Source organism: Chryseobacterium sp. FR048 (assembly GCF_056844665.1).
In genome coordinates, this window is sequence record NZ_JBXDSE010000002.1 from 472,333 (window position 1) to 484,966 (window position 12,634).

General features: G+C 37.7%; 12 protein-coding genes. 1 reads left to right on the forward strand and 11 read right to left on the reverse strand.

Annotated features, from left to right (window positions below):
* Positions 1-21: 21 nt before the first annotated feature.
* The 7 genes from AC106K_RS07110 to amaB form a co-directional block, all read right to left on the reverse strand.
* Complete coding sequence (locus AC106K_RS07110) at positions 22-3,168, reverse strand: efflux RND transporter permease subunit (protein ID WP_482444073.1); 3,147 nt, start codon at positions 3,166-3,168, stop codon at positions 22-24.
* Complete coding sequence (locus tag AC106K_RS07115; RefSeq protein ID WP_482444074.1) at positions 3,168-4,355, reverse strand: efflux RND transporter periplasmic adaptor subunit; 1,188 nt, start codon at positions 4,353-4,355, stop codon at positions 3,168-3,170. Before AC106K_RS07115 ends, AC106K_RS07110 begins: the two co-directional genes overlap by 1 nt.
* Position 4,356: 1 nt before the next feature.
* Positions 4,357-4,812 (reverse strand): hypothetical protein, encoded by a 456-nt coding sequence (locus AC106K_RS07120; protein WP_047099177.1) that lies wholly within the window; start codon positions 4,810-4,812, stop codon positions 4,357-4,359.
* 116 nt (positions 4,813-4,928) lie between these two features.
* Positions 4,929-5,441 (reverse strand): GNAT family N-acetyltransferase, encoded by a 513-nt coding sequence (locus tag AC106K_RS07125; protein ID WP_482444075.1) that lies wholly within the window; start codon positions 5,439-5,441, stop codon positions 4,929-4,931.
* 217 nt (positions 5,442-5,658) lie between these two features.
* Positions 5,659-5,889 (reverse strand): DUF2007 domain-containing protein, encoded by a 231-nt coding sequence (locus tag AC106K_RS07130; RefSeq protein WP_047099175.1) that lies wholly within the window; start codon positions 5,887-5,889, stop codon positions 5,659-5,661.
* A 61-nt stretch (positions 5,890-5,950) separates the two neighbouring features.
* Positions 5,951-7,276 (reverse strand): L-lysine 6-transaminase, encoded by a 1,326-nt coding sequence (gene lat, locus AC106K_RS07135; protein WP_482444077.1) that lies wholly within the window; start codon positions 7,274-7,276, stop codon positions 5,951-5,953.
* Positions 7,277-7,389: 113 nt separating this feature from the next.
* Positions 7,390-8,940, reverse strand: coding sequence for an L-piperidine-6-carboxylate dehydrogenase (gene amaB, locus AC106K_RS07140; RefSeq protein ID WP_047099173.1), 1,551 nt, complete (start codon positions 8,938-8,940; stop codon positions 7,390-7,392).
* Positions 8,941-9,075: 135 nt separating this feature from the next.
* On the opposite strand from amaB, the gene AC106K_RS07145 reads away from it, so the two are divergent.
* On the forward strand, positions 9,076-9,225 hold the full coding sequence (locus AC106K_RS07145) for a hypothetical protein (protein ID WP_312303825.1): 150 nt from the start codon (positions 9,076-9,078) through the stop codon (positions 9,223-9,225).
* A gap of 190 nt (positions 9,226-9,415) precedes the next feature.
* Here the strand turns inward: AC106K_RS07145 and AC106K_RS07150 are convergent, their stop codons facing one another.
* From AC106K_RS07150 to AC106K_RS07165, 4 genes are all read right to left on the reverse strand, one after another.
* Complete coding sequence (locus AC106K_RS07150) at positions 9,416-9,604, reverse strand: type II toxin-antitoxin system antitoxin (protein WP_482444078.1); 189 nt, start codon at positions 9,602-9,604, stop codon at positions 9,416-9,418.
* A gap of 86 nt (positions 9,605-9,690) precedes the next feature.
* Positions 9,691-10,557 carry an SPFH domain-containing protein gene (locus AC106K_RS07155; RefSeq protein WP_047099169.1) on the reverse strand — a complete coding sequence of 289 codons (867 nt, stop codon included), beginning with the start codon at positions 10,555-10,557 and terminating at the stop codon, positions 9,691-9,693.
* Positions 10,558-10,687: 130 nt separating this feature from the next.
* On the reverse strand, positions 10,688-11,623 hold the full coding sequence (locus AC106K_RS07160; RefSeq protein WP_482444079.1) for a DNA adenine methylase: 936 nt from the start codon (positions 11,621-11,623) through the stop codon (positions 10,688-10,690).
* Complete coding sequence (locus AC106K_RS07165; protein WP_482444081.1) at positions 11,544-12,539, reverse strand: type II restriction endonuclease; 996 nt, start codon at positions 12,537-12,539, stop codon at positions 11,544-11,546. Before AC106K_RS07165 ends, AC106K_RS07160 begins: the two co-directional genes overlap by 80 nt.
* Between the last annotated feature and the right edge of the window lie 95 nt (positions 12,540-12,634).

Sequence of the window (12,634 nt, forward strand, 5' to 3'; positions counted from 1 at the left end):
TTCTAACTTCTCTAATTAATTTTATTCTGCTAAACTGATCTCTTCTTTCTTAATAGGTTTGATCTTTTCCTGTAGGGTTTCAAAAATCACATACAGTACCGGGATTACAAAAAGTCCTAAAACAGTTCCGATCAATAGTCCGATAGCCGCTCCGGTTGCAATAGATCTGTTACCTACCGCACCGATTCCGCTTGCCAGAACTAACGGTAATAAACCAAATATAAAGGCAAATGATGTCATTAGAATTGGTCTTACTCTGGCTTTAGCTGCATTGATGGCAGACATGACAATCGTTTCGCCGTGATGTCTTCTCTGGACGGCAAATTCGACAATAAGGATCGCATTTTTCGCCAATAATCCTACAAGCATGATCAGTGCAATCTGGAAATAAATGTTATTTTCCAAGCCCATAATCTTCTGTCCGAAATAAGCTCCCATTACCCCAAGAGGAAGGGAAATAACGACAACCAGCGGAAGGATATAACTTTCATACTGTGCAGAAAGGATGAAGTAAACGAAGACCAAACTCAGACCGAAAATCAGAAGTGTCTGAGATCCTGAATTCAATTCTTCTCTTGTCAACCCGGTAAACTCTACGGCATAGTTCTGATTCAGGGTTTCTTCAGCAACCTGTTGTACAGCGGCAATAGCATCCCCGGAACTGTATCCGTCAGAGTTTGCCCCCGTTACCTTCACCGAAGTGAACAGGTTATAACGGCTTACAGATTGTGGTCCGTATGCCTTTTTTAAGGTTACAAACTGAGAAATAGGAGACATGATTCCTGAACCGGTTCTTACATAAAGCTCGTTCAGATTTTCAATGTTCTTTCTGTTTTCAGGAAGTGCCTGAACCATTACTCTGAACTGTTTCCCGTATTTGGTAAAGTCGGCTGTATAAATCCCTCCAATATATCCCTGCATGGTAGCAAGTATATCATTGACAGATACTCCAAGCTGCTTGCTCAGAGGAACGTTGATTTCCATCTGATACTGAGGATATTTTGTATTGAATGAAGTCTGTGCAAACTGAATCTCCGGTCTCTGCATCAGCTTACCGATGAATTCATTGGTTTTAGCATCTAAATCTGCATACTCACCTCCTGACTTATCCAGCAATACCATCTCAAAACCGGCACTGTTACCAAAACCAGGTACACTTGGCGGTTGGAAGAATACTACTTTGGCATCAGGAACAGATCCTACAATCCCGAATAGTTTTTTGGTAATATCTTCAGAAGTCTGACCGTCTTTTTTTCTTTCTTCGAATGGCTTCAGTTTCACAAAGGCAAGACCGTTGTTACTTCCGTTTCCTGATAAGAATCCTCTACCTGTAGAAATGGTTACATTCTGTACACCCGGAACTTTCAATGCTTTGGCCTGAAGAGTTTTCAGCACGTTATAAGTTCTTTCCATAGAAGCTCCCGGAGGAAGCTGTACATCGGTAAAGATAATCCCTCTGTCTTCTGTTGGTACGAAACCTTTCTTCATGCTGCTGCTTGCCCAGAATAAGATTCCTCCTGTCACCGCGAAAATAACAAGAGTTACCCATTTATGTCTTAACAGGAATACAAATCCTCTTCCGTAACGCTCAGTGGTGGTTTTAAAAGCAATATTAAACTTATAGAAAAACTTCTGCATTAAGTTTAAATTCTTATACTCTGCATGATGCTCTGCGTGAGGTTTCAGGAATAATGAACATAAAACCGGGCTCAACGTCAATGCATTAATAGCCGAGATGATAATTGCAATAATCAGCGTAATACCAAACTGTTGGTAGAATACCCCTGTAGGACCTGTAATAAATGTTACCGGGATAAATACCGCTGCCATTACCAAAGTAATAGAAATAATAGCTCCTGTAATCTCATCCATCGCTTCTACGGTCGCCTTTTTAGCATCCGAAATACCGTGTTCCATCTTGGCATGAACGGCCTCGACGACTACAATGGCGTCATCCACCACAATACCGATGGCCAGTACCAATGCGAAAAGGGTTAACAGGTTTAATGAATATCCGAAGAGATTCAGGAAGAAGAACGCTCCTACAATAGATACCGGAACCGCAATGGCCGGAATCAGGGTAGATCTGAAATCCTGAAGGAAAATATACACTACGATAAATACCAGAATAAATGCTTCAATCAGTGTGTGAACCACTTTTTCAATGGAAGCATCAAGGAATTCGTTGGTATCAAAGTTGAAAGTATATTTAATGCCTTTAGGGAAAGTACTTTCTGCAGATTTCAGGTAAGTTTTGATATTTTTAATAATCTCCTGTGCATTGGATCCAGGTGTCTGGAAGATCCCCATACTGATGGAAGGATTGTTTCCGTTCTCCCCGATTCCTGTATAAGACTGACCTGCCAGTTCTACTTTGGCAACGTCTTTCAGCATCAGGTTCTGTCCGTTTCCTAGAGATTTGATGATGATATTATCATACTGTTCTTTATCGTTGAATTTACCTACATACTTGATGATATATTCAAAAGAACTTCCACTATTCTGGCCAATAGAACCTGCCGCCGCTTCTCTACTCTGCTCGTTGATTGCATTGGTAACATCCGTAGGAGTTACACTATAAGCAGCCATTTTTGCCGGATCCAGCCAGATTCTCATAGAGTAGTTTTTACCCCCGAAAACGTTGGCATCTCCTACACCATTTACCCTTTTCAGGTTAGGAATAATGTTGATATTCAAAAAGTTCTGAAGATATACATCATCCAGATCTTTATTTTCAGAATAGAATGACATATACATCAGGGCACTGGTTTGCTGCTTCTGGGTTACAACCCCTGAACGCGTTACTTCAGATGGTAAAAGAGGTGTTGCTCTTGCCACACGGTTCTGTACGTTTACCGCAGCAATATCCGGGTCTATTCCCTGTTTGAAGAAAACCTGGATCTGGGCAGAACCGTCGTTCCCGGCACTGGAAGTGATATAATCCATTCCTTCTACCCCGTTGATCTGTTCTTCCAAAGGTACTACTACACTTTTCATCACCGTCTCAGCATTGGCTCCTGTATAGTTTGCAGAAACACTTACTGTGGGCGGTGCAATGTCCGGATACTGTGTAACCGGTAACGAGATCAGTCCCAACACACCGAGAATCACAATCAGAATTGAGATTACGGTGGATAAAACCGGTCTGTTAATAAAGTTTTTTATCATTAGAATTTCGGTTTTATTGATTCAACAAGACTATCCATTTTGATTGGTTTCGGCTTCACCGCAGTTCCCGGTTTTAAGCCTCCGATACCGGCTGCAATCACTTTATCACCTTTATTAACTCCTGATTTTATAAGAGCCAAATTGTCGATCCTGTCAAGCACATTGATCACAACGTTTTTGGCAGTATCTCCTTTTTCTATTTTGTATACATACACAATACCCTGTTGTTCATAAGTAGCACTTTCAGGGACTACCAATACATTATCATAATGTTGCGGGAATCTGATGGTACCACTGTTTCCGTTACTCAAGAGTTTCTGGGCATTAGAGAAAGCGACTCTGAACTGGATGGTTCCTGTTGTAGGATCAATCTGACCGGTAATAGCTTCAATTCTTCCTTTTTCAGGATAAAGGCTTCCGTTGGCCAACTGAAGTTCCACCATCGGAAGATTTTTGATCTTTTCAGGCATAGAAGCACCTGGTGCCTTTTCAAGGAAATTGAAGTATTCTTTTTCATTCATTGCAAAGTAGGCAAAGATCTCTGAAGTATCGGAAATCGTCGTCAGAGGAGTCTGATCAGATGGTCCTACCAAACTTCCCACTTTCAAAGGAAGTCTTCCGATCACCCCTGAAATAGGAGCACGAATAATGGAATATTCGATATTGGCTTCTACTCCTTTATAATTGGCAACTGCCTGTCTTTTTGCTGCGGTAGCCTGTTGCAGTTGAGCCTGAGCCTGGGCAAGATTAGCCTGCGCCGTCTGAAGCTGTACATTACTGATAATGTTTTTCTGAACCAAAGGTTTTAGTTTGTTGACTTCAACCTGTGCTGCATTTACAGAAGCCTGAGCTGCTGCAATACTGGATTCTGATGCGGCAATCCCTGCTTTGGAAGCGGCTGCATTTTCGCTCAGAATATTGGTTTCCAGGCGGAACAAAGGCTGCCCTTTCGTTACGTATTGTCCTTCATCTACCAATACCTGGGTGATATATCCCTGTATTTTGGCACGTACATCATTGTTTACTCTACCTTGAATGGTAGCCGGAAACGTCTGATAACCTACTATATTTTTTGACTCCACAGAAACTACAGGATACGGCTTGGCACCATCCTGTTTTGGAGCTTCTTTTTTGCAGGCAGTGAGTGAAAGCGCTGCAATGGAAAGTATAACTAGCTTATTATTCATTTTATAGTTTATTAAGAGATTCCTGAATATTTTCTATGTTTTTGTTTAAGAGTGTTTTGTAATGTTCTATTCTTTCGTTGTATCCATCGTCTTTACTTTTTTTAAAATTGTTTAAATCATCTAATAGTCTTAGTTCGTCCTGCATTTTCTGGACAATTTTTTCGAATCGAATTTTTTTGTATTCGTCATTGATAAAAAAATACCGTTTCCGCTCATCCATCTTGTTGTGATCTACAATAAGCTGAGCGTTCAATAGCAAAGAAATACTGGTAGAAACGGAACTTTTGCTGGCTGCAAGCACTTCAACAAACTCATCAAAAGTAATTCCTACTTTCTCATAGTCGAAAAGAAGGTAGGAATAGATTTTTGAAGCTAAAGGAGGCAAGCTAAAAACGGTGCCATAGAACTTTACGGCATCCTGAAAAATTTTTTCATCAATTTCTATACTTTGGTGCATAATATAAAAATTTGAACAAAAGTAAATATTAGTTCAGAACCAAACGAACAAAGCTGATAGAGTTTATAAATAAAGCCTCTATTAAAAATTCAATGAAAGTTGATTTAACTTTTTGCTTAAATAACAATCTTCTCAAATGCTTTCCTCAGTCCATCCGCCAGAACCACCTCTCCACAATAGGAATATCCTTTGCTTTCAAGGATTTTCAGCATGGCAATATTATCGTAATTGGTATCTACTTTAATGCTTTGAATATCATGCGATCTGGCAAAGTCTTCGATATGATCAAAAAGTTTTTTCGTCATTCCCTGACCTGCAAATTTTTCGTCAATGGCCACTCTGTGTACCACGACAAATTCCCCGTCACTCAGCCATGCTCCTTCAATTTTGCTGTAAGCCGGCTCGTCATTCAGAATCAATGCTGCATATACTGCAATATCCCCTTCTACCGTCAGAACATACCCGAAACCTTTCGCAATATCACTTTCTACTGTTCCAAGGTTAGGATAGCCGTTCTGCCACTGCGTGCTCCCATCCTGTTTTCTTCTTTCAATAGACTGTTGGATAATTCCCCAAATAATGTCCCTGTCTTCAATTTCCGCTTTTCTTAGTTTGATCTCTGAATTCATGTTGTAATTTTGAATTAAAAAATTTAAAGATTAAAGGATTAAAAAATTACAGCTAAAGTATTTTATAGATTTCCCCATCATACAAATCCATTTCTGATCCTCTTTTAATCATTCAATTTTTAAATTTTCAAATGATAATGTGATTAATTAAAAAACCGAAAACTAATTAAAATTAATTTTCGGTTCGAAGTAGTAAAATTTAAAATTATGAAATTGTTTATTGATTTTCACTTTGTTGAAGATAAGCATCAATAATTTCAAAGGCTTTCTTCTCATCTTGCAAATCTACCATCACTTTCAGCGAAGTAGCTGTAGGTGTTGTGGTGAATGTAAGATAGTTGTTTTCAACTGTATTTGTAATTTGCGCATCATCCAATTTAGACTTAACCAACTGAATTTCTGAAGGTTTGTCACTTTCATATACCGATACTCTCGTGCTTCTTTCCATACTCTAAATGTTTGAATATCTAAATATACAATGTTTTTTTGAAAATTACAAATCTTTGTTTTTAAATCTTATTAATATTGTTTTCGATCTTATCTAAAGCAAGCTGAATTTCCTCTTTAGTCACATTCAAATGAGGTCTGAAACGTAAAGACTGATCTCCACACGGAAGAATGATCAACCCATCTTTGAAAAGCTCATTCATCAACTGGTTTCTCTGTGCAGCGGTTGGAAGGTCGATGGCACACATCAGCCCTCTTCCTCTTGCATTGGAAATTTTCTCAGGATATTTTTCAGCTAAAGCTTTAAGACTCTCTAATAAGAAATCACCTACTACTCTTGCATTTTCAACAAGATTTTCTTTTTCGATGACTTCCATTACCAATTGGAAACGAAGCATGTCGATAAAGTTACCTCCGAATGTAGAGTTGATTCTTGAGCTTTCTCTAAAAACATTGTTCGGAACTTCGTCAAATTTCTCTTTGTTGGCTAATACTCCACAAACCTGAGCTTTTTTCCCGAAAGAAATAATATCCGGCTTAGCTGTAAAATGTTGGAATGCCCACATTTTCCCTGTAATGGCAATCCCTGTCTGAACTTCATCAAAAATAAGTAAGATTTCATTATCATCACAGATTCTTCTTAATCCCAACAGGAATTCATCTCTGAAATGATTGTCGCCACCTTCTGCCTGAATAGGTTCAATGATGATGCAGGCCACTTTATCAGGATGCATCAGAATAGCCTCTTCAATCTGAAGTAAAGCAAGGTTTTCGTTTTTGATGGTTTCTTCAAGGTTTTCTTCTGTAATCGGGAATTTCAATTTTGGATTTAAAATTCTCGGCCAGTTGAACATTGGGAAATACTGGTATTTTCTTGGATCGGAAGTATTCGTTAAACTCAAAGTATAACCGCTTCTTCCATGAAAAGCCTGTTTGAAGTGGATACAGATTCCTGCTTCTGTTTCAAGTCCTTTTGCAAAATTTTTGCGGGTCTTCCAGTCGAAACATGCTTTCATCGCATTTTCAACGCCTAAAGATCCACCTTCTATAAAGAAAGCATATTGTAATTCTTCAGGAATAACCACTCTTTCGAATACCTCAAGGAAATGAGCATATTCTTCTGAGTATACATCGGCCAGAGTCGGCTTGTTCACAGCCATTCTTCCCAACCATTCTGATCTTTCTACAAGATAAGGATGATTGTACCCGATAGATGCTGATGCGAACATGGAGAACATATCTAAATATTCTCTGTCGGTAAGTTTGTCATACAGCCATGATCCGTGAGATTTTTCAATATCCATCACGAAATCAAAACCATCAGCCAAAACGTGTTTTCCTACGGTTTCTTTTACTTTATTTGCTTTTATATCCAATGTTTGTTCCATAATAAATTGTTGTGTGATTTAATAAGCGAATGATCAGATGATCAAAGGTCTGAGCCATCTGATCATTCAGGTTATTAATTTTTATTGTTTTTTAGGTGCTTTAAGTAAAGCTTTTATAAATCAAATTTAATCCCTTGTGCTAAAGGAAGTTGTGCGGTGTAATTTATAGTATTGGTTTGTCTTCTCATATAGTACTTCCAGGCATCAGATCCGGATTCTCTTCCGCCTCCGGTTTCTTTTTCACCTCCGAACGCGCCTCCGATTTCTGCTCCTGAAGTTCCAATGTTTACGTTCGCAATACCACAATCTGAACCTGCATGAGAAAGGAACAATTCTGCTTCTCTTAAGTTCTGGGTCATGATCGCAGAAGAAAGTCCCTGCGGAACATCATTCTGAATAGCGATCGCTTCTTCTAACGTTTTGTATTTGATTAAATATAGAATTGGAGCAAATGTTTCATGCTGAACAATCTCGTAAGAGTTTTTCACTTCAGCAACGCAAGGCTTCACGTAGCATCCGGACTCGTAATCTTTACCGGATAAAACACCCCCTTCAACAACGAATTTTCCGCCCTCTTTTTTACATTTCTTGATTGCTTCTTCATACTGGTTCACCGCATCTGTATCGATCAAAGGACCTACATGGTTCTTTTCATCCAATGGATTTCCGATCTTCAGCTGACCGTATGCTTTAGCCAATCTTGTTTTTACTTCATCATAAACACTTTCGTGAATAATCAGTCTTCTTGTGGAAGTACATCTCTGTCCTGCTGTTCCTACTGCTCCGAAAACGGCTCCGATAATTGACATATCAATATCTGCTTCTTTCGTGATGATAATAGCATTATTCCCTCCTAATTCAAGAATCGATTTTCCGAATCTTTCTGCTACTTTGGAAGAAACCATTCTTCCTACTCTTGTAGAACCTGTGAAAGATACCAGGGCAACTCTCTTATCATCTACCAATTTCTGTCCGATTTCATGGTCAGCGATCAATACGCTCGAAATTCCTTCAGGAAGATTATTCTCTTTCAGAACTTCAGCCATAATGTTCTGGCATGCTACAGCACAAAGCGGAGTCTTTTCAGACGGCTTCCAGATGGTAACATTACCACAGATCCATGCCAATGCTGTATTCCATGACCATACTGCTACCGGGAAGTTGAATGCTGTGATGATTCCCACTACTCCAAGCGGATGATATTGTTCGTACATTCTGTGACCAGGTCTTTCAGAGTGCATTGTATATCCCTGAAGCTGTCTGGAAAGTCCTACTGCAAAATCACAGATGTCGATCATTTCCTGCACTTCTCCAAGGCCTTCCTGTAATGATTTACCCATTTCGTAGGAAACAAGTTTACCAAGATCTTCTTTATATTCTCTTAATTTCAATCCCAGCTGTCTTACGATCTCTCCTCTTTTAGGAGCCGGGATCAGTCTGAATTCCTGAAATGCCTTTTGAGCCGTTTCAATTACTTTGTCATAATCACTTTCTCCGGAAGTTTTTACTTTGGCGATCAGTTTTCCGTCTACAGGAGAGATGCTTTCGATCACCTTTCCTGAAGCGAAATATTTTCCGCCTACTGAGGTACCTTTATTTTCTTCTTTAATACCTAAGTTTTTTAGTGTTTTTTCGATTCCGAAATCCTTTACTTTTTTTGACATAAAATCTTACTTTTCGTTCTCTCTAAAGATAAAAATATTATGCGAACCTCAAAACTTTAATTTTTAATACGCTTTTTATTTGGACTAATTATAAACATGCTTATCTTTGCAGGGTAATCATTTTGATATTCACCAATGGAAAATTCACAAGAAAATAACTCAAAGTTTAAAAAGTGGTTCAAGCGTGTAGGATGGGCAGGATTGGCTTTCTTTACCATTAAAGGCTTGGTTTGGCTCGTAATATTCTACTTTGGAGCAGATACTCTTCAGAGTTGTATGAAATAAAAAAGCAGAGAAAAATTTCTCTGCTTTCTTTTTGTAGTAAATTAACCGAATTGTTATTTTTTCATTGAAAAGTTCAAAAAATGGGTCTTTTTTATGTTTTCTGCAATTTAAAATTCGGGATCATTCACCGATTTTCATTTCTTTAATCTCCGAAAACACTTTTAAAACCTCAAAAATTGCCCTTTCCAAGTCAGTCTTTTTTCTTTCTTCCTGCATTGACCAGGCTTTGATGTAATAGATATTCAATCTGCCCATTCACACTTCTGAATTCATCATTGGCCCATTTTTCAAGAAGTTTATATGTCGACTCATCTATTCTTATGACAAAGGTCTTTTTACCTTTGGCTTCTGAAGAGTTCTGAGTTTTTTCTACTTTCATGTTCTCTATTTCTCTAAGATGATTATTCTCAATTATTTCAGTGCAGATTTTCCTACATTAAAATTTCACTTATAAATCTTTTGTTCTTAATTGTAAAGTGTTCCTGCATTCAGAATAGGCGTTGCCGCTTTTTCTCCGCAAAGAACTACCATTAAGTTGCTTACCATTGCTGCTTTTCTCTCATCATCAAGTTCTACAATATTATCTTCAGAGAGCTTTTTCAGGGCAAGGTCTACCATTCCTACAGCACCTTCCACGATTTTTGTTCTTGCTGCCACAATAGCAGTTGCCTGCTGTCTTTGAAGCATTGCTCCCGCAATTTCAGAAGCGTACGCTAAGTGAGAAATTCGGGCCTCCTGAATCACAATTCCTGCTTTTGAAAGACGGTCTGTAAGTTCCTGTTCCAAAATAGAATTGATTTTATCCCCTCCTTCTCTCAACGTGATCGGAGCATGATCATCTTCTAAGTTATCATAAGGAAAGCTCATGGCCAAATGTCTTACAGCGGCTTCACTCTGCATTTTTACAAAGTCTGAATAGCGTTCTACATCAAAGGCTGCCTTGTAAGTATCTCCTACTTTCCATACAATCACTACAGCAATTTCAATAGGGTTACCCATTTTATCATTTACTTTCAAAGTCTGCCCCTGAAGGTTTTCGGAACGTAAAGATATTTTCTGTGATGAATATAAAGGATTGATAAAGAATAATCCGTTCTCTTTGACACTTCCTACATATTTTCCGAAGAAGTTCAACACTCTGGAGTGGTTAGGCTGAATGATCATTAAGCCTTTTAAGAAAAAGCATGACAACAGAAAGCAAAGCATAGCGATCACAACGAAAGTAATACTCTGATCAACGCCACTGATAAAGAAGTAAACTGCTGCAGCAAACAACGCCAGGCAAATGACTAAGGTAAGATAACCCGACATGGGTTTTAGTGTTTTTTCCATGATTGAATTTTTATTTTGATATTATTTTGATATCTTAAAGATAGTTACAATTTTGTCAATCATGCAAATAAAAAAGCTTTATAATGTAATTTATTATAAAGCCTTTATTCATTATTCTTTTAATCTTAAGTTAAGAGATTAATTCATTGTTCCAGTTAATTTCTAATTGTTCAAGTTTTGCTTTGTCTTTTGTGCTATGATTGTGCGGATCGAAATGTCCCACATCAAAATTGCAAATAAGCGCTTCCACCACTGTACGTCTGTTCTCGATGCTGCCCCCATTATGATAAAAGTGATCTTTTGTAACAACATTGAATTGGTTCCAGAATTTTCCGATCATTTCATTCTCACGCCAGTCATTATGATGCCAGGTTGAAAGTATAAACTTAGCTTTTGTTTCTTTCAGTAAATTGAATAGAAGCTCTTCGTCCTGCTCTGTCCAGCCATTATAATAGTCAACATGTCTGCCGTAATAAGGGGGATCACAATAAATAATATCATTTTCAGTGGCTAATGGAATAATATCGGCAAATGATTTATTATGAAACGTCCAATCCGGTTCTTCCTGAATAATCTGGGCTGCAGCAGATACCTGATTGGTTATTTTTGTAATATAAGCCTGGGCAAATCTATCCGGTTTTTTACAAAAAGGAATGTTCCACTGCCCGTTTTTATTAAAGCGCATCATCCCATTAAATCCTGCTCTTGAAAGGAAAATAAAGTCATAAGGTGAAAATTCTCCTGCATTAAAACGGGAACGAACATGAAGATAATGTTCATATCCATTATTTTCGGCACTGCTTAAAATGGCTCCTTCTTTCTCGAGATAACTTTTCATCAGAGAGGCCGTAATTTCCTTCTTTTGAATCCCTTTATAAAAATTGATGATATGGGGATTCGTATCGTTTAAAATAGCTTTTTTATATCCTGAATTGAGGGCCACCACCCCTGTACCCAAAAATGGTTCTATCCATTTCCCATCAACTTTAGGAGCTATGTCCAAAATCCAGGGTACCAATTTGGTCTTTATCCCCTGACTTTTTATTGGCGGAACTATTACTTTCATTTCTTTTTTTTTTACTTGCTTTTCTATCTACAATTTTAGCCTCTAAATCTTTTCTTCCTTTAAACTCCAAAAAATATTTGAGAGATGTAATTTTTGATGGGTTCCCGTCTTTTACCATGGTAGCAGTACCATAATTCATCCAGTATTCATCAAACCATTCTTCTCCCAACTGGCTAAAAATTCCATTTTCATTTCTCAAGTCATCAATACTGAGCGTAGCTCCAATATTGGCGGTATTTCCTGAGCCTTGTTTATCACTGGCAATTTTCCATTTTTCGGCTACAAAAAATTCGAAATTTTTTATCACAGAGGTAATGGATTTAAAATCTTTTACAGCTATCACTTCTCTGTCACCTACTTTTTTGACCGGTTTTTCATCCTTTTCCTGAAGCTCCTCAACCTGATAAATTTCGGTCTCAGAAACATCATCTTCTTCATCTGTTCGTGTATAAATCACCCCCAGACAAAAATGGGCCAGATATTCATTGTATGGGAACTGAATGTTTTTTTTCTTCTCCCTTTCTTTGAAATAGCTTCCATGGCTTCCCAAAGTAAAACTGGAAATCCCACTTTTCTTTCTGTAAGTTGTTTTTAGATCAACAGCGAATTTTATAGTTTCATCTTCTTTATGAACAAACGTAAGATCCGGATAATAGTTCTGATGCTCAGTCAGTATAATATTATATCCATTTTCTTCTGCAAACTGAATAATCTGAGGGAAAATATGGATTTCTAAAATTTTCGAAATAATCTTAGTATCTGATGAAATAGTATAGATATTTTTATAGACATCAATAAAACCTTTTATTGACCACTCGCCGTTTTCTGTGGAAACATATTTTTCAAGCTTGTCAGTAAAGACATCCAGTGCCTTTTTAAACGCTGTTTTATATTTATTTTTCTTCTCCGGATCCATATTTACAAAGATACAATTAAATAATATTTTATCAGGGGTTGAATGATTGCTTAAATTTCAATATTTCTCCCTTTAAAAACGTTTTTACCTACAAC